The sequence below is a fragment of the Methylobacterium sp. Leaf108 genome (assembly GCF_001423265.1).
Taxonomy (GTDB): Bacteria; Pseudomonadota; Alphaproteobacteria; order Rhizobiales; family Beijerinckiaceae; genus Methylobacterium.
On sequence record NZ_LMND01000002.1, the window covers coordinates 103287 to 127773 of the forward strand.

Annotated in this window: 36 protein-coding genes and 1 pseudogene; 3 read left to right on the forward strand and 34 right to left on the reverse strand. The window is 65.8% G+C overall.

Annotation, left to right across the window (positions count from 1 at the left end; translation table 11 throughout):
- Positions 1 to 6 precede the first annotated feature (6 nt).
- Positions 7 to 246, forward strand: a complete 240-nt coding sequence (locus tag ASF39_RS04130; protein WP_056281263.1) for a hypothetical protein — start codon at positions 7 to 9, stop codon at positions 244 to 246.
- Positions 247 to 583: 337 nt separating this feature from the next.
- Positions 584 to 865 (forward strand): type II toxin-antitoxin system HicB family antitoxin, encoded by a 282-nt coding sequence (locus tag ASF39_RS04135; RefSeq protein WP_056281264.1) that lies wholly within the window; start codon positions 584 to 586, stop codon positions 863 to 865.
- A gap of 317 nt (positions 866 to 1182) precedes the next feature.
- Here the strand turns inward: ASF39_RS04135 and ASF39_RS04140 are convergent, their stop codons facing one another.
- From ASF39_RS04140 to ASF39_RS04295, 34 genes and pseudogenes are all read right to left on the reverse strand, one after another.
- Positions 1183 to 1620: a hypothetical protein gene (locus ASF39_RS04140; RefSeq protein ID WP_056281265.1), complete on the reverse strand. Its 438-nt coding sequence runs from the start codon at positions 1618 to 1620 to the stop codon at positions 1183 to 1185.
- Positions 1617 to 1823 carry a hypothetical protein gene (locus tag ASF39_RS04145; protein WP_056281266.1) on the reverse strand — a complete coding sequence of 69 codons (207 nt, stop codon included), beginning with the start codon at positions 1821 to 1823 and terminating at the stop codon, positions 1617 to 1619. Before ASF39_RS04145 ends, ASF39_RS04140 begins: the two co-directional genes overlap by 4 nt.
- 26 nt (positions 1824 to 1849) lie before the next feature.
- The gene (locus ASF39_RS04150; protein ID WP_348271508.1) at positions 1850 to 2836 is read right to left on the reverse strand and encodes a phage tail tube protein; all 987 of its coding nucleotides are present in this window, start codon (positions 2834 to 2836) and stop codon (positions 1850 to 1852) included.
- A gap of 44 nt (positions 2837 to 2880) precedes the next feature.
- Positions 2881 to 3279 (reverse strand): phage tail terminator-like protein, encoded by a 399-nt coding sequence (locus ASF39_RS04155; protein WP_244472262.1) that lies wholly within the window; start codon positions 3277 to 3279, stop codon positions 2881 to 2883.
- A gap of 18 nt (positions 3280 to 3297) precedes the next feature.
- Positions 3298 to 3966 (reverse strand): hypothetical protein, encoded by a 669-nt coding sequence (locus tag ASF39_RS04160; protein WP_156648346.1) that lies wholly within the window; start codon positions 3964 to 3966, stop codon positions 3298 to 3300.
- A complete protein-coding gene (locus ASF39_RS04165) occupies positions 3966 to 4304 on the reverse strand; it encodes a hypothetical protein (RefSeq protein ID WP_056281272.1) in 339 nt (112 codons plus the stop codon). Before ASF39_RS04165 ends, ASF39_RS04160 begins: the two co-directional genes overlap by 1 nt.
- Positions 4301 to 4954, reverse strand: coding sequence for a hypothetical protein (locus ASF39_RS04170; RefSeq protein ID WP_056281274.1), 654 nt, complete (start codon positions 4952 to 4954; stop codon positions 4301 to 4303). The genes ASF39_RS04165 and ASF39_RS04170 overlap by 4 nt, the downstream gene beginning before the upstream one ends.
- The gene (locus tag ASF39_RS22195) at positions 4954 to 5142 is read right to left on the reverse strand and encodes a hypothetical protein (RefSeq protein WP_244472264.1); all 189 of its coding nucleotides are present in this window, start codon (positions 5140 to 5142) and stop codon (positions 4954 to 4956) included. Before ASF39_RS22195 ends, ASF39_RS04170 begins: the two co-directional genes overlap by 1 nt.
- 107 nt (positions 5143 to 5249) lie before the next feature.
- Positions 5250 to 5471, reverse strand: a complete 222-nt coding sequence (locus tag ASF39_RS22505) for a hypothetical protein (RefSeq protein ID WP_056281277.1) — start codon at positions 5469 to 5471, stop codon at positions 5250 to 5252.
- A 15-nt stretch (positions 5472 to 5486) separates the two neighbouring features.
- Positions 5487 to 5642, reverse strand: coding sequence for a hypothetical protein (locus ASF39_RS22510; RefSeq protein WP_280137185.1), 156 nt, complete (start codon positions 5640 to 5642; stop codon positions 5487 to 5489).
- Positions 5643 to 5831: 189 nt separating this feature from the next.
- On the reverse strand, positions 5832 to 6338 hold the full coding sequence (locus ASF39_RS04185; protein WP_056281280.1) for a hypothetical protein: 507 nt from the start codon (positions 6336 to 6338) through the stop codon (positions 5832 to 5834).
- 5 nt (positions 6339 to 6343) lie between these two features.
- Entirely contained in the window at positions 6344 to 6628 is a 285-nt protein-coding gene (locus ASF39_RS04190; protein ID WP_156648348.1) for a hypothetical protein, read from the reverse strand.
- 77 nt (positions 6629 to 6705) lie between these two features.
- A complete protein-coding gene (locus ASF39_RS04195) occupies positions 6706 to 8037 on the reverse strand; it encodes a phage major capsid protein (RefSeq protein ID WP_082494346.1) in 1332 nt (443 codons plus the stop codon).
- A 19-nt stretch (positions 8038 to 8056) separates the two neighbouring features.
- Positions 8057 to 8974: an HK97 family phage prohead protease gene (locus ASF39_RS04200; RefSeq protein ID WP_056281284.1), complete on the reverse strand. Its 918-nt coding sequence runs from the start codon at positions 8972 to 8974 to the stop codon at positions 8057 to 8059.
- Positions 8964 to 10244 carry a phage portal protein gene (locus tag ASF39_RS04205; RefSeq protein WP_082494347.1) on the reverse strand — a complete coding sequence of 427 codons (1281 nt, stop codon included), beginning with the start codon at positions 10242 to 10244 and terminating at the stop codon, positions 8964 to 8966. The genes ASF39_RS04200 and ASF39_RS04205 overlap by 11 nt, the downstream gene beginning before the upstream one ends.
- A 19-nt stretch (positions 10245 to 10263) precedes the next feature.
- Positions 10264 to 12000, reverse strand: coding sequence for a terminase large subunit (locus tag ASF39_RS04210; RefSeq protein ID WP_056281286.1), 1737 nt, complete (start codon positions 11998 to 12000; stop codon positions 10264 to 10266).
- A complete protein-coding gene (locus ASF39_RS21005) occupies positions 11997 to 12590 on the reverse strand; it encodes a hypothetical protein (protein ID WP_156648349.1) in 594 nt (197 codons plus the stop codon). Before ASF39_RS21005 ends, ASF39_RS04210 begins: the two co-directional genes overlap by 4 nt.
- 1197 nt (positions 12591 to 13787) lie before the next feature.
- The gene (locus ASF39_RS21010) at positions 13788 to 14426 is read right to left on the reverse strand and encodes an NYN domain-containing protein (protein WP_156648351.1); all 639 of its coding nucleotides are present in this window, start codon (positions 14424 to 14426) and stop codon (positions 13788 to 13790) included.
- 2 nt (positions 14427 to 14428) lie between these two features.
- Positions 14429 to 15200 (reverse strand): annotated as a pseudogene (locus tag ASF39_RS04225) (IS1 family transposase); the annotation flags it as partial.
- The gene (locus ASF39_RS21015) at positions 15190 to 15372 is read right to left on the reverse strand and encodes a hypothetical protein (RefSeq protein WP_056281290.1); all 183 of its coding nucleotides are present in this window, start codon (positions 15370 to 15372) and stop codon (positions 15190 to 15192) included. The pseudogene ASF39_RS04225 and the gene ASF39_RS21015, both read right to left, overlap by 11 nt.
- A gap of 246 nt (positions 15373 to 15618) precedes the next feature.
- Positions 15619 to 16311, reverse strand: coding sequence for a hypothetical protein (locus ASF39_RS22615; RefSeq protein ID WP_056281292.1), 693 nt, complete (start codon positions 16309 to 16311; stop codon positions 15619 to 15621).
- Positions 16312 to 16382: 71 nt separating this feature from the next.
- Complete coding sequence (locus ASF39_RS04240) at positions 16383 to 17081, reverse strand: hypothetical protein (protein ID WP_056281294.1); 699 nt, start codon at positions 17079 to 17081, stop codon at positions 16383 to 16385.
- Positions 17078 to 17416 carry a hypothetical protein gene (locus ASF39_RS04245; protein WP_056281296.1) on the reverse strand — a complete coding sequence of 113 codons (339 nt, stop codon included), beginning with the start codon at positions 17414 to 17416 and terminating at the stop codon, positions 17078 to 17080. The genes ASF39_RS04240 and ASF39_RS04245 overlap by 4 nt, the downstream gene beginning before the upstream one ends.
- Positions 17413 to 17943, reverse strand: coding sequence for a hypothetical protein (locus ASF39_RS04250; protein ID WP_162240572.1), 531 nt, complete (start codon positions 17941 to 17943; stop codon positions 17413 to 17415). The genes ASF39_RS04245 and ASF39_RS04250 overlap by 4 nt, the downstream gene beginning before the upstream one ends.
- Before the next feature lie 19 nt (positions 17944 to 17962).
- Positions 17963 to 18955, reverse strand: coding sequence for a hypothetical protein (locus tag ASF39_RS21020; protein WP_156648355.1), 993 nt, complete (start codon positions 18953 to 18955; stop codon positions 17963 to 17965).
- An 84-nt stretch (positions 18956 to 19039) separates the two neighbouring features.
- Positions 19040 to 19270, reverse strand: a complete 231-nt coding sequence (locus tag ASF39_RS04255) for a hypothetical protein (RefSeq protein ID WP_156648357.1) — start codon at positions 19268 to 19270, stop codon at positions 19040 to 19042.
- A 42-nt stretch (positions 19271 to 19312) separates the two neighbouring features.
- Positions 19313 to 20464, reverse strand: coding sequence for a DNA polymerase III subunit beta (gene dnaN / locus ASF39_RS04260; protein ID WP_082494348.1), 1152 nt, complete (start codon positions 20462 to 20464; stop codon positions 19313 to 19315).
- Positions 20465 to 20476: 12 nt separating this feature from the next.
- Positions 20477 to 20701, reverse strand: a complete 225-nt coding sequence (locus ASF39_RS21960) for a hypothetical protein (RefSeq protein WP_056281305.1) — start codon at positions 20699 to 20701, stop codon at positions 20477 to 20479.
- Positions 20698 to 21258, reverse strand: a complete 561-nt coding sequence (locus ASF39_RS04270) for a hypothetical protein (protein ID WP_056281307.1) — start codon at positions 21256 to 21258, stop codon at positions 20698 to 20700. The genes ASF39_RS21960 and ASF39_RS04270 overlap by 4 nt, the downstream gene beginning before the upstream one ends.
- A 5-nt stretch (positions 21259 to 21263) precedes the next feature.
- The gene (locus tag ASF39_RS04275; protein WP_056281311.1) at positions 21264 to 21542 is read right to left on the reverse strand and encodes a DUF2312 domain-containing protein; all 279 of its coding nucleotides are present in this window, start codon (positions 21540 to 21542) and stop codon (positions 21264 to 21266) included.
- 93 nt (positions 21543 to 21635) lie between these two features.
- Complete coding sequence (locus ASF39_RS04280; RefSeq protein ID WP_056281313.1) at positions 21636 to 22067, reverse strand: hypothetical protein; 432 nt, start codon at positions 22065 to 22067, stop codon at positions 21636 to 21638.
- A complete protein-coding gene (locus tag ASF39_RS04285; protein WP_056281315.1) occupies positions 22064 to 22273 on the reverse strand; it encodes a hypothetical protein in 210 nt (69 codons plus the stop codon). The genes ASF39_RS04280 and ASF39_RS04285 overlap by 4 nt, the downstream gene beginning before the upstream one ends.
- Positions 22270 to 22620, reverse strand: coding sequence for a transcriptional regulator (locus ASF39_RS04290; RefSeq protein ID WP_056281316.1), 351 nt, complete (start codon positions 22618 to 22620; stop codon positions 22270 to 22272). Before ASF39_RS04290 ends, ASF39_RS04285 begins: the two co-directional genes overlap by 4 nt.
- Positions 22621 to 23369: 749 nt before the next feature.
- Positions 23370 to 23633: a hypothetical protein gene (locus ASF39_RS04295; RefSeq protein ID WP_056281319.1), complete on the reverse strand. Its 264-nt coding sequence runs from the start codon at positions 23631 to 23633 to the stop codon at positions 23370 to 23372.
- Positions 23634 to 23730: 97 nt separating this feature from the next.
- Between ASF39_RS04295 and ASF39_RS04300 the strand changes: the two genes are divergently transcribed.
- Positions 23731 to 24486, forward strand: a complete 756-nt coding sequence (locus ASF39_RS04300; protein ID WP_280137187.1) for an XRE family transcriptional regulator — start codon at positions 23731 to 23733, stop codon at positions 24484 to 24486.
- Position 24487 lies beyond the last annotated feature (1 nt).

The following is a 24487-nucleotide window of genomic DNA, read 5'->3' on the forward strand; positions in this document are numbered from 1 at the left end:
ACCCCGATGGCCGATACCTCTGCTCCTGCCTCCTCGCTCGACATGGCCGAACAGGTCGCTCGCGTCATGCGCTCCCTTGAGGAGACTCAGAAGTTCGTGGCCGAGCAGAAGAAGCTCATCGCTGAAGCGGCTAAGCTGGAGCGGGATCGCTCCCTTGCGCCGTGGCAGCTGTTTACCGCTGGCGGTGCAGCGGCGGCGGCGTTCTTCGGAGCCGGAGCGGCGTTCGTGAAGCTCCTCGGGCCATGAGCCGGGAGGATGTGTTTCTTGGCTTGGTCGCCCTCACGGGCGGCCTTGCTGGGGCCGGTCTCTTTGCGGCTGGAATGGCTTTCGGAAGGTACGCTCTCCAATGACTGCAGACCGCCTTCGCAACGTCCTTTCATTGCTGCGCTGGTCGCAGCGGGGCCTCTCCGACGCGCTTGCTTGCGACGACCGCCTAGTGAGGCGCTGGGCATCCGGCGATGCGTCCGTGCCGCCGGATGTGGCCTCATGGCTCGAAGCCCTCGCCGCCGCTCATGAACGGCTTCCCGCACCGGAGGGCTGGCGCCGTCGGGTGATGGCCTAACGATCAAAACCGGAGGCATCCATGGCTCAGGTTGTCATGCTCATTCACGAAGACGCCGGCACGTTCGGCGCCTCGTTTCCCGACTTCCCCGGCGCCACGACAGCGGCTGGCGATCTGGACGTTCTCTACCGCAAGGCGACGAATATGCTGGTCTTCCATCTTGGCGGTATGGCAGAGGACGGCGACGCCATTCCGACCGTGCGGACTCTGACCGAACTGCGCACCGATCCTTCCTTCCAGGAAGACGCGAAGGATGCCGTCGTCGGCGTTGTGAGCGTCGACCTTCCTGGCGCAATGGCCTGATCAGGCCTTGCCCTTCGCCTCCTCCGCGGCGCGTTCCAGGTAGACCCGATCCTGCCCCCGGATGAACCGACGAAACCGCTCGAACTCGTCCAGGTCGTCGATCCCGTACCGCTCGGCATAGCGATCAATGGCGGACCATGGGATAGGCCCGCAGCCTCCCATGGCGCCGATCGGACGATCGGAGGAGAGGTCCGAAAAGGCATCACTCGCGAACTGCAGGTGAGGCCAGAGGTCCGGCTGTTCGAGGAGCGCCTTGGGCTGGAAATCCGGGTCGGCCTCGACCTCGGCTTGCAGCCATTGCAGGTGGTCAGCCCATTTTAGGGACCAGCGGAGGCGGTCGGCGAGTTTCCCTCGTCGGCCTTGTCCGCCTCCGCATCGTCCTCGCCGACGACGCTGGCCGCATAGATCACGGCTTCGCGGAAGCGCCGGAACTCCGGCTTGGTCAGGTACTCTCCGGCCACCTCCTTGGAATAGGGCAGCGGCGAGCCGTCCTCGTTCTCCAGGCCGCCCCAGTCCATCAGCACGGTTTCGCGCAGACAGATTGCGGTGACGCGGTCCATCTCGTCGGGGTCGATCCGACCACCCTGGCGCTTGGCGCGCGGGATTGCATCGGTCAGCTTGCTCTGGAGTCGGCGAAAGCGGGCGTTCTGCAGGCCGCAGACTTTCAGCCTGAGGTCACCCATCTCGGGGATATTCCCGACCCAGGCACCGCCCTCGATCTTGGCGGCATCGACTTTGAGGGAGGAGAGCTTCACGCGTCGGCGTCCTTCTGTGCGGGGGTGGCGGGCTCGGCCTTCACCGGGCTCTTGGGGGTGGCGACCTCGCGGGCGAGGCCCTTGCCTACGAGGAGGTCGGCGTAGGCGACGGATAGCTCGGGCTCGTCGCCCTTGGCGAAGACGCGCTCGTCCTTGCCGTTGGGGTAGCCCGAGAAATCCGAGAGGATGGTGACGGTCTTCATGGATGCGCCTCCTGTGGGCGGGGCTCTCAGGCGACGAGGCGCGTGATCTGGATCGAAGCCTGGGTCGTGGGATCGAAGACCCCGCGGAACGGGATCGACAGCATCGCGTCGTCGGTGTTGCCGCCGGGGTTGCGAGCACCGTCTAGGAAGCGGGCCTTCGGGATGAGGAAGGTGTATTTCTTGTTCGCCTCGACCCCGACGGTGAAGGAGATCGCGCCGGCCCCGTGATCGAGCACCGCCTGGTACTGATCGTTGCCCTCAAAATAGCACTCGACCGTGCCGGTGACGTTGCAGCGCCCGGCGCCGAACTCGGCGCTGGTGAGGGTGCCGACCGCGTCGCGGATGCGCAGTTCGTTACCGATCTCGAGGCTCAGGCTCTTGACCCGGAACGGGGTCGTGGTGCCGCCGACCGAGAGCGTGCCGACGTTGGCCGAAGCGGTCGCGGGCTGCGTGGTGGCCGCGGCGGCGTAGGTGGCGCCGGTGACGATAACCGAGTCCAGGGCTTCCTCGGCGCCCATGAGGGCGAACGAACCCGTCACTTTCTGCCGCGACGGCAGGCTCAGCGACATGCTGTTCACCGCGACGCCGCGGAAGCGCGAGAACGAGCTGGTGCCGCCGAAGTTGAGGGTTTCCTCGACCGTGAAGGATGGGCGCAGCACGCCGTTCTTCAGGACGTTGGTCGCCCAGGCGCCGCGAAGAGATGCGGCGATGAAGTCGTCGAAGGTGTCTCCCGACAGCTCGAAATCGTAGGAGCCGGTCACGTCCTTGCTGACCATCAGCTCGTCGCGGATATTGCGATCGGCCTGGATCTCGTCGGAGACGACGGTGCCCTTGCTGCTGCGCAGCGACCCGCCGGTGATGCGCAACAGCTTGAACGACGGTGTGGCCGGGGTCACTCCGAATGCGGTCTCGGCGACGTAGGCGGTACGCCGCTCGCTGCCATTGGCGAAAGCCATGGTGCTCTCCTGATGGTTTCGGAAAATGGGCAGGGCGCGGCGCGCGGCCCGGAACACCCCTCGTTGCCGAGAGGATGGCTTGAGCGGCAGGGCCGCTGTGATCAGCCGAGCGTGTCGTGCTCGTAGGGGACGGTGACGGAGAGGGTGAAGTACGGACCCTCGTCGTTGCGGTCGTCGATGGCGGGCGATGACGGCGCGTAGGTGCGGACACCATCGAACACGCGTCCGCGGAAGAGGGCTGCGAGCTCATCTGCCCAAAGCGAGGCCGTCGCGGCGCCTTTAGATCTGCCGACGTTCAGCACAAGCCGGATGGCGCCCTCCTCGCGGTAGACGTTGGCGCCAGGCGACCCGATGCTGATCTGATTGCTGATCGAGATCGGGTACTGATGGACCAGGAAAGCGGTGCCGGCAGCTGGGGTTCGGCCGTCAGCCTCGTTCGGCCCACGGACGGGGCATCGGGTCCAGTTGTTCGCCAGTCGCGCCGCGACGGCCGTGATCACAGCGTTACACGCCATGGGTCAGGTCAACGTGACGGTGATGGCGGGCACGCGCGTCTCCCGCTCCAGGCGCATAGCCGACCGCCTGGCTGGCTGTTCTCGCATGGCTTTGCGTTCGGCTCGATTGGCGGCGCCGGACACGTAGGAAAGAAGCGGCGACTCATACCCAAAGCCGACGCGGACACTGTTGCCAAACCGACGATCTGCCATGGCGGCGGCAGCCTCATAGACGCCGGACGGCGCCTGCTTCGACAGACCCTTTTCGATTGGGCGGCTGTAGGGCTGCACATTCATGAACACGTAGCGATCGGCAGGCGGTGGCTTCAGCGGATCGACCTGAAGACCATCGGCGAGCAGGATGTGCGACTCGGAATAGCGGCCCGACAAGACGGGCGAGTGGGTGACGAGCTGCGCGTAAATCCAAGCCAGCGCCTCACCCGCCTGTCCGAACCGAAATGCAACGACCCCTTGGTCCGCGTTAAGACCATCGAGAGAAGCCGCGACGCGGCCATCCACGATCGTGTCGTGCTTTGGCTCGCGACCGTATTCGGTCCGGTAAGCGTCCTCCGCCCTCTTCATCGCCTCACGTGCGGCTGCCGTCACGACGAGGCGACGTCGATCGGGAGACAGGGCTTCGGCGATAGCAACGCGAATGGCCTCACCCGAGGGGCCGGAACGAGCAAAAGCCATCAACCGCGCACCTGGCAGTTGATCCGCACAACGACATTGGCGATGCGCACCGGGTTAGCTGTCTCGACGTTGTGGACGCGTCCGTCGATGATGAGCAGGTCGTTGCGCTCGACGGGAACTGTCGAGAACGGCCCAGTCTGGCCGGTGGGCGAGAAAATAACCCGGCGATCGCCCTGGACGATGCCGCCTACCAGTTCCGTGATCGCGTAGTCCTGAACTGAGGCTCGCGTGCCAACCTCGATCGGGTCGCCATCCAACACGATACGCTGAAGCGTGACGTCCTGCCCATGGTCTGCGATCTGCCGATCCAGCATGGCAATCGCCGCAGCGGGGCTCATGCGAAAAGCATCCTGCGATACTGCGATAGGGTCGCTTCAGCCTCGGGATGGGGGAGCGCGGCGTTCGCGCCCTGAACGTAGAAGTCGCGGCTGCCGATGCCCTCGACGCTCTCGGATTTGATCGTGGCGTCACGGCCCGCAACGGAGACCGACACGCCTACAAGCTGGATCACGGCCCGTTCGATGTCGGCCGGCAGATCCTCTGCGGTCGTGGTTGACGGCTCGCCGCGCTCCTCACCCGGCAGAAGCCACCCGGCCTCGTACTGAACGACAACGTCCCTCCCGGTCCAGCACCGGCGCTCGTCGCCCTCCATCCGGTAGAGCACGCGGCCGTCTGTGGCGTAGGCGCCCGACGCTTGGAGGGTGCCGCCGACCTTGACGCTCATAATCGACACGACCGGCGAGCGGTCGAGCAGAATGCCGCCATCCTCGGTCACGGAGCCATGCCGGCAGAGGTCGATGCGCTCGCGCACCGTTTCGCGTCCGAATACGCGCCGACAGTACGTGGCGGCCTGTTGGGATGCCTGGTCGATCCACCGCAGGACTTGTGCCTCGACCGCTGCGCCCTCGGTCAGGCCGAGGTCGCCGCGCACGTTGGCGACGGTCGTCAGGCGCTTGGCCGTCGCGGGAATGATGACGGTGACGCTCATCAGTTGCAGATCACTCTGACGGTCACGGAAACGGTCGGCATGTTGACGTTGGGCACTGCCGTCTCAAATGGGCCGGCGTTCAGGAGAAGCGTGCCGCGCGACCGCTTCGCCAGGACCGTGGCGCCTGAAAGCGTCTGCGCCGTGACGCCGCCCATGATCTGGATGTCGTTGCTCCAGGTCGGGATCACATCGACGTCGGGCGTCGAGGTGCATGCTGTCCAGGAGTAGGTGACGATCCCGCTTGCGTTGGCGTTGGCGGTGTAGCGTTCGACGCGCTTGGGGGTGCCGGCTGGGCCTACAACACCCTGAGGGCCTGCCGGGCCAGTGGCTCCGGTATCCCCCTTCGGACCAGCCGGGCCGTTCGCGCCTGCCGCTCCAGTTGCTCCGGTAGTGCCGGCCGGACCCACAGGTCCAGCCACGCCATCTGCGCCGCGAGCGCCAGTAACACCGTCTGCGCCGCGAGGTCCTGTTGAGCCTGGGGCACCCGCAGGCCCTGTTGTACCAGCCGGTCCGGCATCACCCTTCGCTCCCGTCAGTCCTTGGGCGCCTGAGCTTCCCGCAGCACCTTGAGCGCCCGTTGCGCCTGCTGGTCCACTCGCACCAGTCGGGCCAGATGGCCCGGTGGCACCCGCGGGGCCAGGAGAACCCGTTGCGCCCGCAGCACCTGTGTTGCCCTTTGGTCCGACATTGCCCGCGTCTCCCTTTGCACCGTCAACGCCTGGGGTGCCGGGCTCACCCTGCGGCCCTTGGGCGCCAGGGGGGGCGGCAGGGCCGGTGCGCTGAACGCCGTCGCCCATCATGGGGCTGCTGGCGCGGAGGTTGGCCTCGGCCGGGCTGGTAAGGGCTATAACGACGAGGGCGAGCGCGAGGGTCCGCATCAGCCGCCCCGCCCATACTGGAGTTCGGGATTGCACTCGGTGGTCGGCGTCGCCGTCGCGATCAGCGAGACGAACGCGGGCGTGCTGGTGCCCAGCGTCTCTGAGGACCGGGCTAGAAACCGCGTGCCGGTGGTGAGCGTGACGCTCTCCTGCATGCTGCCGACCTTCCGAATGCGGACGTCGACGTTGCAGGGGTTCACGAACCGATAGGACGTTGCGTCCGCCGGCTTGGTGATGGCGAACTGCTTTGCCGTGGTGGTGATGCCGTCGAAAATGATGGGGTCGCCCGTACCCGAGCGGACGAAGGGCGTGGAGAGCACCGTCAGGGGCGTCAGCGGGCCGCCGCAAGGGGCGGCTTCGCGCGGGGCGCCCGTCGCGCAGAAGAGGACGTTGCCGCCTACGAGGCCCTGTCCATTAGGGAGGCGCCACGGCTCGTAGCTGGATTGCGCCGCGAGGCCGACGATGATCGCCGCCCCAAGGGCGATGGTCGCTAGCGGGCGACGCATCGGATTTAGTCCCGAGGGAGGGCGCGGCGTCCGCGCGGCTTGCCGTCGTTCTCAATCTTGCCCTCGGTCGCGCCGTCGACCCGCTGGTCTTCCGCGGCAGGCAGAGCCGAAGCCTCCGACCCCTCGTCGTCATGCGCCGATCCGTCGAGCATCCGAGCGAAGCCGTTGGCGGTGAGTTCGACCGCGTGGGGGCGCTCGACCTCGTAGGCGGGGCTGTGCGAGTGCTTGGTTTCCGCACCCTCCATGTAGGAGGTCAGCGGCTGCACCATCACGGTATCGGATTTCGCCATGGCGGCAGTCTCCAGAGAGAGGGAGCCGACGGCGCGAGGGCGCCGCCGGTCGTTGATGGTGATGCTCACGGCGTCGCTTAGACGGTGGTGAGCTGGCCCTGGACGAAGGCGGCCGGGCGGTAGACGGCGAGCGCCAGACGCTCCTCCGCGCGGATCGTAATCATGTTCTTCACGAAGTCGTCCTCGTTCTCGGTGGAGAGCAGCACCTCGATCGCCATGCGGTCGAAAAGCTGCGCGCCGAGGCGGAAGGCGCCGACGAGGAACTGGTTCACGGTCATGGCCAGGGTGGTGGCGACCGGCAGGCCCCAGAGACGCGGGGCGATGTTGCCCTGCGGCGAGCCGATGATGTAGCGGCCTTGGGTGTCCTTGGTGAGCTCGATGCGGGCCCAGTCGGTGTCGTTCAGGCAGATGCCGGTCGCCGGATAGAGAGCCAGCGTCGCCTGAAGGATGGCGAGGCGCAGGCGGTCGATCGGGGTCTCGGCGGTCGGCACGAACGGCGCGGCGTAGGCGGATGCCTGGGGGATGATGCCCGTCAGGTTCTGGCCGGTGCCGTTGCCGTAGAGGATCTGCGCCTCCTCGACGAACTCCAGCCCGTAGCGGGCGCGGCCGTCGATGTAGGAGACGAGGCCCGGCGCATCGTCGAGCAGCTGGCGCGAGCCTTTGAAGATGTGGGCCAGCGTGCGGACCGGCGCCGACTTGAGGTCGAACGTCAGGTCAGACTTGGGCTTGAGGGCGCCCTCGGCCACCATCGCGGCGGCGTTGGTGAAGCCGGTCTCCACCGGGTACTCGATGTTGTTCGACGAGGTCTGACCGGGGGTGATCAGGTCGCGAACGCGCAGCGGGCGGTCCGGCAGATTGACGATGCCCTGGCGGTCCGTGACGACCAGGGACGACCCCACCGAAGCGGTCGCGCCGAGGGTGGCAGGGGCCGTGGTGATGTTCTTCGTCTCGACGGTGGCGCGGATCTGGCCGCGGTACTGCGAGCCGTGCTCCTTCACGCCCTTGAAGCCCTCGCTGTCGGCGAAGTGCTGACCGATGGTCTTCAGTTCGCTGCCGCCTGGGCCGCCGCGGCGCGCACCCTTCTGCTCGACATCCGCGAGACGGGCGTCGAACTCGGTGACCTTGGCGTTCATGTCGATGATGGCCTTGTCGGCCGCCGCCTTGGTCTCCTCGGTCATCTTGCCGAGGTTCTTCATCTCGCCTTCGGCCTTCTCGGCGAACCGCTTCACCTCGTCGGTGGCGGTCTTCAGGCCATTTGCCAGAGCCTTGAACTCGGCGTCGCCGGCTCCGTTCTGGTTTCCAGCACCGGCAGCAGAGCCGGCGTCGGGCGGGGCGAGGTGGATGCGCGGGCCGATCAGGCACGCGAAGAGAGCGGCGCCGGAAGCGCCGCGCAGGACAGCGCGGGTCATGGTGATACTTTCCGTTGGGTTAGGGGAGCTTGAAGCCCGTCAGGGCTGTGCCGAGGTCGGACAGGGCCGCCTTGGCTTCGGTGTCGGCCTGATCGCGCCCCTCATCCCGAGGACTCGCCTTGAACAGCCGCGCGGCCATCGCGTCTGCCTGGGAGTGTGAGAGCCCCAGCTCCTCCCGGAGCCAGGCCTTCACCTCCCGATCGTTGATCGCACCCTTGGTCCAGCCGGTGAGGCCTTCCGGGGCGCGCGAACCTGTGAGGGCCTGATAGGCGTCGCGGAGCGCATCCATCAGGAGCGCGCCGTCCTTCGCCGACTGGCCGTAAAAGTAGGAGCCCATGAACCCGTCATGGATGCGAAGGGCCGCCTCCAGGCGCTCGGCGGCGGTCGCCGTATCAGGGTCCGTCAGCACCGATGCCTTGAGCTCGGCGCGGGCGAGACGCTTCATCTCCATGACGCGCGCCTGAGCGTTGGAGGGGTCGTCCACGAGGCTGATTTCGCCGAGGTGGAGGGACTTCAGGGTGCGCTTCGGCTCGCCCGGCTTCTGGCCGTAGGTGGCGCCGTTCTTCTTCACCCGGTAGCCGATGGACAAGCCGCCGAGGGCGCCGTCCTTGACGAGCTCGTAGCGCATCCGGCCGGCATCAGTGTTCATGCCGGACAGCTTGCCCTCGACCCGCAGACCCTTGTCGTCTTCCTCGACACTGGTCCACACCCCAACCGGGACACCATCGCCGCCGTAGACCCCGTGCATGACGTGCATCGGCACGCCGCGGCCCTGCGATTTGCGCTCGGCCAGGGACTCCTTGAAGGCGCCCGGCAGGATCACGTCGCCGTGGCTGTCGACATTGCCGAACATGGCGCCATAGCCGGAGAACACGCCCTCGGCGGCATTCTCAGCGAACTTGAGCTCCAGCGGAGCGACGAAAACATCAGGCTGCATCGTTCGCACCTTCAGGGTTGGTGCCGTCTGGCGGCGCGTCTGGGGGCGGCAGCATGGTGCCGCTTGCCGGCTGCTGGCCGAGCTTGTCGATGGGGAGCATCGCCGACTGCATGAAGAGGCTGTCGCCCCCCGGAAGCGGCGGTTTGTTCTCGCGGGCGCGGATCTCGTTGGGGGTACTAAGGCCGTTGGTGACCTCGGCGCGGTAGAGCTCGGCGCGGCCCTTGCTGTCGGCCCTGAGCAAGCCCTCGACATTGAACTCGGGGAAGTAGCGAAGCTGCTCGGCTGCCGTCAGGCATTTCGACCAGATCGCCTGCTCTGCCGCCTTGAGGTGGGATCGCAGGGTGTAGGTCAGGAACCAGAGGTTCATCTGTTCGAGGCCGGTGCCCCAAGCCGTCGATTTCGACATGTGCCCGATCATCACCGGAGACACGCCGAACCAACGGCAGATCATCTCGACGTTGTAACCGCGGGTCTCCAGAAGCTGCGCTTCCTCGGGCGGGATCGTCAGCGACTCGAAGCTGAAACCGCCCTCCAGAAGCGGCACGGCGCCTGTCTGGTCGGCGCCCTTCCAGCTTTGGATCAGCGCCTTGGAATCCTGCCGCTGCTCATATGTGAGGAACACCGGCGACTTCAGGAAGCCCGAGGGCCGCATCATGTTCTTGAAGAACCGGCCCGCCGAGCGTTCCGCACCCATCGCGGTGCCCATGCTGTGCCGCCCGGCCGCGATGGCGGACATCCCGATCTGCCCGTCGAGCGAAAACCCCTTGAGGTGGAGTACCTGATCTTCGGTCAGGGTCTGTGTGATGCCCTGGAAGGCGTAGCGGTAGGTCAACGACCCGTCGATTTCGCGAGTGACCTGGACGCGATCGGGTCGCATCGGCAGAAGCGCCACCACCCGGTCACCCGCACCCCGCACGATCTCCGCGTAGGCGTTCCCCCAGAGCAGCTTGCAGGCGAACATGGCCTGCCAGAACTCGACCGCCGTCATCTCGGCGTTCGGCTTGTCGTGGAGCACCCGATAGAGCGGGTGGCCGGTGGCAACCGTGCTGCGCCCGAGCCCGTCGCGCTCGTAGAGCGGCAACGGTAGCGTTGCGATCGTCTGCGACACGAGTCGGGTACAGGCCCACACCGCATCGAGCGTCAGCGCGGTGTCGACGGTGACCCGCTCCCCGGCGTGGTTCTCCTCCCCACCGAAATACGAGATCAGGCGCTGGTCGGTCAGGCCCAACCCGCGGGCGACCGTCAGCGCCGCCTTGCGGAAGAGGCCCATACGCAGTCCTGTCGTTCGGTCAGGCGAAGATCGGCTCCGAGAGGAAGCCGCCGAGGTTGGCGTTGGCGGGCACGGCCGGGTTCAGCGACATCGGAACGACGGCATCGAACAGCGACATCACCGGGTCGATCTTCGCGTCGCCGGCATTCTGCTTCGTCGCCCGGATCGCGGTCGCGGTGGGCTCGATCTTCAGGTTGCCCACGGCCCAGGCCATCAGGCTCGATCCCGAGTGCCGGAGTGTCCCGTTCGCCAGCTTCCGCTCCGCGGTCTTGATGGCGTTCATCATGCCGTAGCCCTGGGGCACGCCGACGAGGAGCTTGGCCTCCTGGGTCACCCCGATTTCGGCCATCGCCTCGATGAACTCGCCGAGCCCGGCCGGGTCGACGCCGACACAGGCAAGCAGGCCTGCGTCTTTGATGCTGGCGACGATCTCCACGATCTCCGCGATGTCGCCGAGTTCGTCGTTGACGATGGTGAGCTCGCCGGCCCGCTCGAAATCCCGCAGGCGGGCCGCGATCGACTTACGCCGCGTCAGCACGCCCTCATGGCACCAGGCGTGGGTCCAGGCGAGCCAGTCCCGCGTCACCTTCTCTCGGCCGAGCACTGTGAGCCCGAACAGATCGTCGAGGCCGCCCCCGTCGATACCGACGCAGACCACCTCACACCGGTCTAGGATCTCCCGCAGCCCGGCCCGGTCGTCCTCTGGGGGGCAGGCGAGGCCGGCATCCGCTCGGGCGGTCCAGTATTCCGATCCGGACCAGCGATTGGCCCGGAGGTTCATTCCGATCTCGACGTTCAGGTGCTTCGCCAGGAAGGTCCGGCGGGTGTCCTCACCCTTGGCCTCTTCCTTACGAAGCTCGTCCTGCAGCCACTCCCGGCTGACGGAGCGGTCGATGTTCGGGTTGGTGATGTAGAAATTCTCGGGGTCGAGGTAGGCCTTCGCCTCCACCATCGCCTTCGGGAACTCGTAGAGCAGGCCGAAGCTCTTGGGGTCGGTGATCTTGCCGTCCCGCACGTCGCGGAAGTAGTCCAGCTTCGCCTTGAACACGCCGGCTGGCGGCTCGTCGCTCTGCGTCGAAAGCGAGATGACGAAGCCTTCCGGCCGGGAGACCAGACCGCCCGTCGCCTCGCGCAGCATCGCGTCTGCCTTCGGGCGCTTCCCGAAGATCCAAAGCTCGTCGATCAGGATGCGACCAGCCTTCTTGCCGGACACTGTGTCCGTGTCCGCCGCGACCACCTTCAGCGCTGCCCGATTGCTCAGGTGGGTGATCGTCTTGAGGTGGTCCTGCACATGCAGGAAGCCGCCCTCCCCCTGCGAGGCGTCGAGCTCGGGATCGGCGCGCACCATCGCGGCTGCGGGCTTGTAGGCGTTCTGCGCGACCTCAATCGTCGGCGCGAGGATCAGCACCTCTTCCTCGTGGCGCCAGTTGATGATGAGCGCTGTGAGCATGATGCCGGCGCCGAGCGTGGACTTCGTATTCTTCTTCGAGATGAGCAGGAAGAACTCTCGGACAAGCTGCTGCCCGGTCTCCTCGTCGTAGGCGCCGAAGATCGCAGCCACGAAGTCGAGCACCCAAGGCTCGCTCACCTCGCCGAAAGTCGGCTTGCCCGGCAGGTCCACGACCCGCAGCGACTTGAATACCGCGAGCGCGTCCTGTGCCGCCGCAGGGAACAGCGGCTTGAACGGAATCAGCGACCGCCCGGCGACGATACGCTTCTCCCAATCGGGGCACGCCGTCGTCCACTCGGGCTTCACGTGTTGCTGGCCACCAGCCGCGGGCCGCTACGCTGGGCGAACTTGCCGCCGCTCGACGTCGCCTCATCCGCGCCCGCCTGGCGCTGCTTCTTCTTGCCGTCCGGGACGGCCGCTTCCGACAGGGTCTTGGCCGCCAAGGCAAGGTTCTTCAGCGTACCGGCCCTGGTGGACAGGCTCACCGCCTTCATCATCGCCTCGCGACGCCCGCCGTCGTTCTTGCCCGGCGTCGAAGCGACAATCTCCTCCTCCATCTCGCCGAGGTAGGAGGTGGTGACCTCCAGTTCATCCATCATGCGGACGACGAGGTCGCGACCGCGGTCAAGGATGGCCTCAGGCTTCACGGGCTCCGCGTCTGCCGGCTTGATGCGGGCAACGAGGGGCGCGACCACCTCGTCGAGGGTGGGGGGAAGCTGCGGAGCCGGGCGCGGAGTTTCGCCGCCAGGACGAGACCACCCCTTCTCCTTCGCCTTGAGGCGGATCGCCTTTTCAGAGCACCCGAACCACCGGGCTATCTCTCTGATTGAGCTTGTGCTTTTGCTGAAATCGCGCTCGATCCCGGCCCAATCAATAGGTTTTTTTGCCTTGGCCATGGCTGCGATGTCCGCGCTACTCCGCACTACCTAAAACGACCCACCAGGATAAAATCTGCGAATGCGATCCCATGCGGTAGCGACCCCTTGGCATCCCAGACTTTAGACCGCCCCCCCACCCCTCGCTGGTGGCCGCACGCGGTTCCTTGGATGGCCCAGGACGCCCGCAGGCCCCGTTCGGCTAGGCCGGCATCAACCCCATGCGCCGCGCCCGCTCAGCGGCGGTCTTGATGCCATGGTGCGGCGGGCACAGCGCCTGCCCGTTCCTTGGGTCCAGCGGGTCACCGCCATCTCGGCGCTCGACGATGTGATCGGCGTAGAGCCGGACCCCGCCGCGCCTGCCGTGGGCCGTGCATCCGGGCCATTGGCACTTCCACCCGGCTCGCTTCAGCACCTCTTGGCGCCAAGCAGCGTGCTCGGGCGTCAATAGCTCGGCGTCGGCTACTTTGGGGGCTGGCCTCGCCGTCCGCGTATCCAGCGTCCCGAGGCGTAGCTTGAGGGTGGTGAGGCGGGGCATTGATATGGACCCCACGTGAGAGGGCTCGGCAATGCGCGGTTGCAGCGGGGTCTCGACACAAGGCGAAGGTTCGGCCAGGATTGGACCCGGATCGGCAGCAGGATCCCGGGAGGCATCCTGGGGCACCCTTGTTCCCTATCCGTAACGCCGTGCCCGAGGCTCGTAAGGCGCACTTTCGGTTTCGCCACCCGATAGCGGGCTAGGGGATGCACACGACGCCGTCAGCGATGTTTCTAGGGCATTGATGACGGGCCGATGCTGCCATGAACGGCGGTCGTACCGTTCGATGGTGCGCTCAGATCGCAACCCCAAAGGGTCTGCGGCCGGCTGCGACCCGAGGGTCTTCTGATGAAGTCCAATCTCGGTGTCACCATCACGATCAAGATTGATTTGGCTCTTTGCCTTACGGCGATTGCTGCGATCCTCAAGATCCTGATGTAAGAGGGGCGGGCCGCTACTTCGGTGGCGGCCTGCTCTCTTCGTCCACTGCGTGTTTTGAGAAAGCGCACCCCTAAGGGCACATTGACCCCAATCGCCTCGTCTCTCGGACGTGGGCCGGGTCACCGAAGAGGCAAGACTGCGCGACGCGCTATCGCCGTAGACGGGATATCCTACCCGACATAATGTCGCGCGCGCGCGCGATGTCAAGCCGCCTCGGGTAGTGGGTCAGTTTGAAATTTTTAGAGCCAAGGCCAAATGAGGCTCTTTGCGTTTCGCTTTAGGTGCACGGGTAATGACGCTGTAGGGTTTCTTAAATTATGAGTTTGAACAAAAGTTATGTTATCATAAAAATCGTCCAAATAGACTTTTCTTAAACGCCCAGGATACGCGTCCATGAGGTGCTTGTATGCGCTCGTCATTCCGTCGCTAAACGCCCAAACTTCAACTGACCAACCTCGCTTTAATGCCCGTTCTGCTTGCTGTGGGAAGCTAGTTCCGAAGTCGGAAATCTTTCCGTCGCCGCTTACTATGACAAGCGTCTGCTCGCCATCATAATCTAGGACCGCATTTGCTATTTTTAAATGTGCAATTTCATCAACGGCTTGTTCAGATGTCGTGTCGTCGCTATCAATGATTCTTTTCAGTATATATGTTTCATACCCTCTATCTTTCGCTTTCTGCCAGATTGAGGCTGCGGCACTCTTTTCTGACCCGACAAAGACCCGCGTCGGAGTTTCACTCCTATTTTCAAGAGCGTCAAAGAAATTATCTAGGTGCATTCTGATGCCAACCCATGGGACTTGTGGCTCTATGCGAGCTGCTGCCCCGGTCATAGTGCTATAAATATTGGAGTTATCTATAATAATATGCCGACTCATATCTATTTGTTTTCCTTATATTTGTTATACGGACCGCGCTTGCTCGGCTTTTCATCTGCGGCCTCGACCAGCGCAACGATATCGCCAATTTCTCAAAGCCGGTCAGTGACGCCCGCCGCCATCGCCGGGCTCACCCGCAGTTTCGCATGCAGCCGCACAAAGTTGTAATACATGAAGTGTGGCGCCACGGCGTAGGCGTGGTTCTCGACCTTTTTTTGAGAACGCGTTCGTGAGTCGGGTGAACCGACGCATGTGCATCCGCATCGTGAGGTTCTGACGCTCGACGTAGGACGTGGAGACGTGCGCCTCGTCGGGTGAGCCCTCGACGGTGGTCTTCTTGATCCCGGTGCATTCGGCAGGGCTGTAGCGGCCCGTGGCACCGCCGGGAGCGTTCCCGTAGATCTTCACGAGCTGGGCGTAATCCACATCGGCACCGAAGGCGTCTTCGACGGCCTGCAGGTACGCCTTTTGGCCGTCTGACGTGAGCTGAACGCGGTTGGCGAGGCGGGTCTTTAGATCGTCAATGAACCAAGCGGCGCACTCACCGTCACGACCCCCGATGAAGTAGGACAGGACAAGCTTGCTGTCGGCGTCGATGGCGGTCCACGTCCATGTGTCGCCAGCGCCGTCCGGTGCCGCCACAGCGCCCGCTACATTCCTCTGCTTGGCGTAGGTGAAGCTCCAAATTTCATCGACCTGAACTCGCTTCGCTTGGACATTGCGGACGTGCTAATCGTGATAGGCGGCGCAGGCCCTGCCCGCATCAACCAACAGCGAGCCCGGCCTTGCGAGCGCGCTTCTCGAGCGTCGTCGGCTGTCCAACCTCAGCCTCTCCGGTCACCATATCCACGATGAACTTGGCGAGCTGGTTGGGGTCGCGGGGGCGCTTCGGGGTGGTCATCAGGTCCAACCCTTTGAACTTGGCTTTTTCGTCCCATGCGCCCATCGCGCTAAAGCTTCATGTCCCGCCGCCAGCGCTTCGGATTGCGAAGCATAGCTTATGGTGGATTGTTCAACGCATAGCGGTTCCGCCCCACGATAAATTTCCCACTTCCATGGGTTTGGCGGAATTGAGCGGTGCTTGATTTCTACTCGGAAGGCGTCAGGCGGCTTATCCATCATGCGCTAGCATGGCACGGGTCGATGACCGCTCCAAGGCCGGGTCAACCCAATCAGATTTCAAACTGAGCCACTACCCCGCCTCGACCTGATTGATGTCCAATTCCAGCGGCGTTTCCCGTCCGAAGATGCTGACGGATACCTTCACACGCCTGCGATCCATGTCGATTTCCTCGACCATGGCATGGAAGCTGGCGAATGCGCCGTCCTTGACGCGCACTGCCTGGCCGATCTCGTAGAGCAGCACCCGCGCCGCCTCGACGTCGCCCCCATGGCCCGTGATGCAGTCGGCGAACGCCTGGAGGTCGGCAGGCGCGATGACCATGGCCCCACCGTCGGGCCGCTCCACCACGCCGCCACGGCGGTATCCGGTCAGGTCATCGTAGACGCCCGGGTGGCTCTCGACGTGCTTGATCTCCTGCCAGTCCTTGACGCCGACGAACAGCAGCCGGCGCAGCACGGGGATGAGCGCTACCCTGACCTTGCCGATGTCCGAGACGAGCCGCACGGCCTCTCGAGCTTCGAACACCGGCGTACCTGACGCCCGTATCTGTTCAGCCGCCCGAGCGGCCCACCGCGGCAGCGAGCGCACCACGTACCAGGTCCGACCCTCGTCGACCTCGAACCGCTCCATGGGCTCGCGGGCCGCCGTATGGGCGCCAGCACGGACCGTCTGCATGTTCACGGCCGTAGACCGCTTGACCGCCTGCATGGTCTTGAGGCGGGCCTTCTCGCGGCGTTGGGCGCGGCGCTGCTTCTTGGTCATGGATTCGATCCTCGATACGCTACGAGAGGATGGGTGTGTGGGCCGGCGGCAACCAGCTTTGGTGTGGTCCGCTACCGGATGGCCGTCTCGATCCGCTTCACCGTGCGATCGACCGCATCGGCTCGCTTCAGGATCTCCGCTCCTCGAGCGGTCAGGGCCTCCATGGCCTTGCGGAACTCGGCCGCCTCGGCGGTCAGCACCTTCGCCTCGGCCATGGCCTTCTCGACGTCCTCGCTGACGCCCGGCCCGAAGTTCTCGTCGCGGATCGTTGAGACCCAGGCGCGCGGGATACCAAGGTCCTCGGAGACGCGGGCATCGGACCATCCGGCCGAGTAGCCGGCCCGCTCGTCGATGTAGACCTCCTCCAGCTTCGCCCAGATCAGACGGCGCTCGTCACGGGTCATCTCGCGGGGCTTTTCGGCGGCGGGTGCGGCGGGCCGCGCCGGGGCAGAACCTGCGGAACTGATGGGGGTGGGCTGAGCCACTGGTACGCACTCCTCTGACTGAACGACGTGGAGGCGCCGGCGGCGGGCCTCCTGCTCTCGGTTGACGCAGGCAGGACAGAGGTCGTCGCGACCGTCGTGGCGCTTGCCGACGCGCCAGCCCTTGTCCTCGAACTTCTTCGGCACCTGGGTGTCGGCGACGGCCTGGCCGAAGTTCATCCGGCCCAAGGTCTCGCCGCAGCCGCAGGTGCCGCAGACGAGCCGGTAGCGCGGGACGGGCTGGCCCTCCTCGCGCACCGACGTCTCGGCGAAATGGCGGCGGCTCATGGCGTCGCCTCGCCGTAGAGGTACGCCGTCATCAGCGGTGAGACGGTGAGCCTGGATTCGTCGGTGAAGGCGATGACGCCGGTGTCGGCCCTCATGGTGTTAAGGGTGAAGAGGCCGGTCTGGATGAGCATCAGGACCGCATCCAGAACCTCGCCTTCGCAGCCGTCCTCGGACCTGCCGAGGAAGGTTCGAAGGTGGGCGCCGAGAGCGTAAGGGCAGATCGGCCCCGTCAGGTGGACCGCATACGCCACGGCTTGACCAAAGAGGGCGGCCCGCCACTCGGGCGAGCCTTCCTGAATGCGTGGGGGCTTGAGAGCCGAGAAGGCGGTGCTCATGCTGCGCTCGCCTCGTCTTCAGCGACCTGCTGCTCTGCCTCGGCCGCCACGGCTGCCTTCCGCTCGGCGAGGTCGCGCTCGGCCGCGATGCGCTCGGCCTCGGAATGGCCGGGCCTCAGCGTCACCGGCCGGGCGTCCGCGCCATCACCTACGGCCTTCATTCGAGCCTGGACCTCCTTCAGCGTCGCCTCACGCTCCGCCTCTGTCGGGCGCTCGGGCTCCTCCTCAGCCTCGAGCAGGCGCTGAAGCCGGACAATCTGCCCGCGCACCACGGCTTCGATGCTGAGCGCGATGGACCGGAGGCGGTGCTCCTTCGGTGCGAAGTCGAGATTGCGGCGGTCGCCTCCCACTTCGCCACGCCGCCACCGACGAAGGGCTTCCCGCACCGCCCAGGCCGGCAGGTCGTCGAGGGCATCGCGGTAGGCCTCGATCTCGATGTCGGCGAGATCGGCGTCCTGCCGTGCCGCGGCGTTGCGGTTCACGATCGCGCCGATGACAGCCAGGGTCGAAGCGATCGGCCCCGGCATCGAGGCCGCGTGCAAATCCTCAATGCGCCGCGCGATAGCCGCCCGCTGGGGACCAGTCGGCATCTTCGACCTCGGGATCGTCGCGACCTGGCCGGTGACGGCCTTGGTCGTCGGATCGAGGACCGTCCGCCCGTATCCCAGGTCCGATACCGCTGCGATTTGCGTGGCGAGCCAGGGCGGTAGCGACAGCAGAGTTTCCGGCTGGCTGACGTCCACGGCCGGGAGCAAATCCCGCGACGAGGCTGCCTGAATTTCCAACGCTCGGTTCATCGTCCCACCTTCCCTCGTTCAGCCACGTCGCAGGGTTGCAATAGGAGCGGTCGGGCGGCTTGGTGCGGATGTACCGCTGCACGCCGTCGGTGAGGGCAGCCCATGGCACCCGGCCTGAGCGACGGACGCGCTCGAAAGCCTTCTCGGCCGCTTGCTTGCCGACCTTGTGGGGGTAGCCAATCCACCAGAGCTCGAAGGCTTTCGGCGGGAAGCCGCCTCGATCGCCAACGAAGGGAAGGAGCTTGTCTCCTTCCTTCTCTTCTTCTGGTTCTAAGTCTAAGTGGTTGAACGGGCGTTCAACGGGCGTTGAGCCGTTTTGTTGATTTCGTTGATCTTTTTGCCCGTCGTTTTGATCGTCCGATTTAATGGACGCAACGTTCTTTTCCTCGACCGCCTGCTTTTGACGACGTGCGGCGCTCGCCTTGCCGGCCGCGGACTGGTCCGTGCGGCGCTCGGTCTGCCAACGGATCTCGTCATGTGTCGTCGCGCTGTCGATCCGGCCATCCGCAGTGCGGAGGAGCTTGCCGGCCTCGATCAGGCGCTCAAGGGCAGCCGAGGCCTTCCGCTCAGGCAGGCCCGTGCGCCGCGACAATGTCTTGCCGGTCTCGCCGACAGGCCCTCCGGTCTCATAGATGCGCAGCAGGGCGGTGACGTAGGTCAGCCCCTCGTCCGGATCGAGACCGGCGAGCGCGCCCAAAAGGGCGGACGGGAAGCACCTGAACCATGGCAGCCGGTCGGCCATGTCCGCGCTACTCCGCAGCCTGAGGGAAGCCGCGGATCTCGCGATAGACGTTGGTGACGTCCGCCTTTGCGAGCATGGTCACGCCTAAGACGCGCAGAAGCGCGAGACCGGCGCCTTCATGACCGGCAGCTCCAGGTGCCCAGGCATGAGACACTGCCCGGCCGCCTCAATCTTCACTCGTTCGGCAGGGGTTGTCGGGCGGGCCTCACGCCTTGCCTTCTCTAGGATCTCCTGCGCTGTGGGTGCGGCGCCCTTGATCTTGCGGGCCTTCTTCGGTGCCTTGGCCTGCTCATCCTGGTGCTGATCGACTTCCATCACGCTCTCCATCGGTGCAAAGGGCTGGTCGCTAGAGGGCGCTCAGACGCGCATCGGCATGAGGACCGCCATCGCGCCCGGAATGGTCTCGTCGGGCAGGATGCGGATCGGCTCTCCGGGGCCGGTGATGTGGAGGCGCAGGGTTTTCGATCCGATCTTCACGGCGGCGTCGGCAAGGCTGCGCAGGTACTCGGCGTTCATGCCGATGTCGGCGAAGGGCGTCGGCGCCTCGCAGGGCAAGCGCGTCGAGAGCTTGCCCGTGTCGGGGTTGCTGCTGATCAGGCGGATGGCTCCATCGCCGTGGACGAGCTTGATCGCCCGGCCTCGTTCGGTGCTGTTGGCCTTCGCCATCTGCAGGGCTCGCCGAAGGTCCTGCAGACCGAGGGCGCAGACGGACCCATCGCTGGTCGGCACCACTCGGCGCCAATCAGGGAAGGTCCCGTCGATCAGCTTCGCCCGTAGGCGAGCGCCGCCACCGGCGATCTCGATCTTGTTCGCACCCTTGGTGGTGTCCGGCCCGTAGCCGATCACCCTCGCTTCGCCGGCCCCGATCTGCGCCAGTGCGATTCCCACCGTATCCCGCGGAATGATGATCGGGGGCTGGTCGGCAACTTTGCCGGCAAGGTTCGACGACATGGAGACGAGGCGATGGCCGTCGGTCGCCGTAGCGATGGCAGTGCCGTCCTTGATCTCCAGGCAAACGCCATTGAGATAGTAGCGCGTCTCCTCCGTCGACATCGCGCCAGCCGCGCCGCCGACCAGGTAGGAGAAAACGCCATCGGGGAGCGTGACCGACCAGATTGCGTTGTCGATGCTAAGGACGGGGTGATCATTCGCCGGCAGCGAGCCATAGGTGATCTCGGTGTCGCCCGACCGAAGGGTCACGACGCCATCCGCGTCCCCGGTCAACACGACACCGCCCTCTGGCATGGCCCGAAGCATGTCGCGGAGACGATGCCCAGGAAGACAGGCGGCGCCCTCGCCGCGCGCCTCGATCTCCACGCGCATCTCGGCGTCGAGGTTCGTACCCGTCACCGCCAGGGTGCCGAATCCCATCGCGAGTTGCACGAACGACAGGATCGGGACGGTGTTGCGTCGCTCTATGGCAGTCGAGGCGCGGGCGACGGCTCGCAACAGGTCCGATCGCGGCGCCTCAACACGAAACGGTGCAGCCTCATTCTTCTTCGTGCTCATGGGACTGATCCTTCAGGCTCGGACTGAGGACAGGCCGGCGCAGTGCGCCTCCTGTTGACGAAGGTCGTATCGGTCGTCCTGCTGACGGCGCAGGACGCGGCAGACTGCCGGCTCACGCATCCCCAAGGCGGTCGCGATGGCCACGCTGTCGTGCCCTTCGCTCCACATGCGCTCGATGGTGGCGCAGGCTGACGGGGGCGGGCTGAAGTCGATGGAGAGGCGGTGTGGGGCCTTCATGCTGTGGCTCCCGCGAGGATGGCGTGGACCTGACCGATGGTGAGGCCGAGGGCGACGGCGATGTACTTGGGCTGCTGGTTCTCGCGGGCGCGGGTCTGAGCGTCGGCGACGTCGAGGGGGTCGATCGGCATCATCGTGAAGATCATCCGGACCAGGGTGCCAGTGGTTTCGCGGATCGCGGTGACGTGACGAATCCAGTGCTCGCCGTCGTCGGCGATGACGCCGATCTGCTTGGCGACGTCGAGCAGGGGCTTGATGCGATTGTCGGTGTCGCCCTTGAAGGGCGGCAGATGGATGGTGACGTCGGCCGGACCAGAGATCCGACCGGGTCGCTTGAAGCTGCCGACGAGGGCGGCGTGGTTCCGCCAGGACCGGTACGCAGCCGTCTTCACCCGCCCGCCCTTGGCACCGTTGGCGAACAGCTTGTTCGCGCTCGGGGGCATCGGGATCTCGATCGTCACCGATCCGACGATGGGCCTCTGCGTGTAGCAGGGGCGCTCGTCGGGCTTGAGACGACAGGTATTCCGACGCAGAGCTGAGGCGGAGATGGCTTCCATGGCGCTCAGACCATCCCGAGCGCCTGCATGTACATTTCGAGGATCGCCTCCTCTTCCTGACGCTCGGCGTGGTCCTTGCGGCGCAGGGAGACGATCTTGCGGAGAGCGACGACGTCGAAGCCGGTGCCCTTGGCCTCGGCGTAGACATCCTTAATGTCGCTCGCGAGGCCGGCCTTCTCTTCCTCCAGGCGCTCGATGCGCTCGATGAAGGCCTTCAGCTGATCAGCGGCGACGGACGAGGCGTCGACCGCCGGACCTTGCTCTGCGGCGTGCTGTGTGCTCATTTGGGCTTGCTCCTGCCAGGGACGATCTCTGGTTCCAGCGCCCGGCACCCCTGCTTCCAACCTGGGGTGTCGGGCGTTTTGCGTTCGGCGGGGCTATGCCGCCGGGAAGGCGTGCATCAGCGGGATGGTGGCGACCTCGCCGGACCGGCGGACGATCGCGACCGAGCCCGAGGCGCAGAAGTCGGGGCCATCGCAGCCGGGCATCACGAGGCGCTGGATCGGACGGCTCTCGGCCGCGAACAGTGCGGCGGGCCGATGCGTCACCGACCCCGTCGGATCGATGATGACCATGTCGCCGGGGACCGGGGTGGACTGACGGGCAAAGCCCAGCGGCACGTCCACCATGACGGGCTCGCCGTCGGGGGTGAGGGCGTTGACGTAGCCCTCGCCCATCATCGCGGCCGAGGTGATCACCAGGGCACAGACGGGACGGCAGATCTCGTGGTTGGGCGCAGGCGTCTCACCGAGGCGGTAGCGCCGGACGTGGTCGCCGTAGAAGCTGTGGTCGTCGAGGTGTTCGGTCATGGCCTCTCCTCGGCATCGGCACGGGGGTCGCCGTCGCGGTCCCACAGGCGGGGATTCCATTCGCGGGCGGGTTTCGCGCGGCTGGCGCGCATCGGGTCGACCCAGTCCGCTGCCTTGGCGAAGCGGGCCGAGAGCCCGATGCCCCAACTGCGAAGGCTGTCGGACAGCCACAGCCGGGCCATGATCTGTAGGCCGCCGAACCTCATGCGCGGCCTCCATCAAGCTGGGACTGCAGCGAGGCGATCTGCGCCTCCAGGCGCTCGCGCTTCTGCTCGCGCGCGGCCCTGTCGAGCCACGCGGGCGGGTCCGCCATCACGGCGCATGCGAGCTCGGGCCCGTAGGCCTCGAGAAGTCGCAGGAACGCCCACGAGGCCGGCGCCGAGCCGCGCTCCAACCACTTCGAGATCGTGTTCGCGCTGATCCCCGTGTCGACCGCGACGTTGTCGGCGGTCTTGGTCGGGTAGAGCGAGCGCAGGAAATCTGTGGTCCGTTCTTGGACAACTGTACGCTCGGCTTCACCCAACTGCGCGGAGTTCCCGTGCGACTTTCCCATGGCTTTCCCCGATGTTGTGAACATCGGGGTGGCGCTGGAAAGCGGGAGGCAGGAAGCGGATGACATCAGCGAGCCCCATGGATGGTGAGGGGGTACGCAGCACAGAGAACAGTGGCGACGCGTCCTGGGACGGATACGAGCGCGCCATACGAGAGGGATCGCGGCGCTACAGACCCGGCAAGGTCTGCAATCGACCGCAGATGAATGAGCGCGAGGCCGGCAAGCCGAAGCGCAGACAGATGGATGTGTTCAAGGATACGGCGACCGGACGCGCGGCAACGCGACTGGTCAGAACCAGCGCGAAAGAGCCGGCCACCCACAGAGGAGCGGCCGGCAAGTCTCAGGGAGGAAACGCCCAAGCAGGGCTGCCCCTCGCGGGGCCTCGTGACGCCACAACCGGGACGCAGGACAGATCCGGCCGGACGAAAGGGGTGCGTCGGGCCAAGGCGGGTCGTATCCGCCAAGAGCCCGACGATCGACCGGAACGACCCGGTGCGATGGGTGATGAGGATGCAGCCGGTCATGGGCGGCCACCCCAGGACAGCAGATCCTCGAAGGGGTCGGCCTGGCGTCTGTCGGTCCCAACCGTCAGGGCCACCGCAATGGCGAACCACACAGCGAAGACCAAGCACAGGCGGTCAGCGGCGGTCACTGGCGCGCCCCACGGCGGGCGCGACCGGCAATCGCCATGACGAAGGCGTTGTAGGCCGCGGCAGTGCCGATGACGGCCAGAGTGATGAGGGCGGCGCTCACGGGTGGGCGCTCGCTGTCTTGGGCAGATCGAGCGAGGTCGGGAGCGGATTGGCGTGCGTGGGCTCAGCTTCCGACCGAACCCAGTCGCGGAGGCCGACCCTGCCGTCGGTCGCGCGCTCTATGCGGGCCGCAACCTCGATCGACGGCACGCGCTCGCCGTACTTCCACTTCTTGACGGCATGCCCACTGCAGTCGCCGAGGCGCGCTGCCATGGCGTCGTCGTCGAGCTTTTCGTCGCGCATGTAGTCGAGGAGGTTCATGACACGAGACATTCCCCATTATGGGGATGTTCGTCAAGAGGGTTTCGACCCATCTTGGGGAGCGACTTGTCAGCCCCGGTCGATCATTGTCCCCGCTATGGGGAAAACTCCACGGGTCCCGAACAATCTGAAGCGCCTTCGCGAGGCGGCCGGCATGACACAGGAGCAGGCCGCCGAGGCCTTCAGCCTGTCGAAAAGCGGGTACATCAAGGTCGAGGACGGCGAGCGTGGGCTGAAGGCCGATCGAATCGCCAAGGCGGCGCAGATCTTCAACGTCACTCCCGCCGACGTGCTCGCGGCGCCAGGCGTTCCGGCCGGAATAGACATCGACCAAGCGCAGGAGATGACGGCCGCCATCAGCCTGTCTGGTCTGCCCGTGTTTGGCGAGGTGGCCGCGGGTCGGTGGATTGAGATTGACGACCACGTCGACGAGCCAGAATACGATCCGGTACCCGTGCTGCCGGACGCGCGCTGGAACGCTCGCGATCAGTACGGCCTCGTCGTCCGCGGGACCTCGATCAACCGCATCGCGCTCGACGGCGATATCCTGGCTTGCGTGAACGCCGTCGCCGCGCGGTACGTGCCTCGTGAAGACGACTTGGTGATCGCGGAACTGAGGCGCCACGCGGGGCACCTTCGGCAGCGCACGGCCAAGCGCTTCTCTCGGAAGAACTCCCACGTCGAGCTATGGCCCGATTCGGATGACCCGCGCTGGCAGAAGCCGATCATCATCCCGAACGGCGCCTCGCCCCTCGACTACCAGACCGAAGACGAGGACGGACGGATCGACGTGGCGATCGTCGCCCTCGTGACGTGGGTGCACCGGCCCATACAGAGGCGGAGACGAGGCTAAT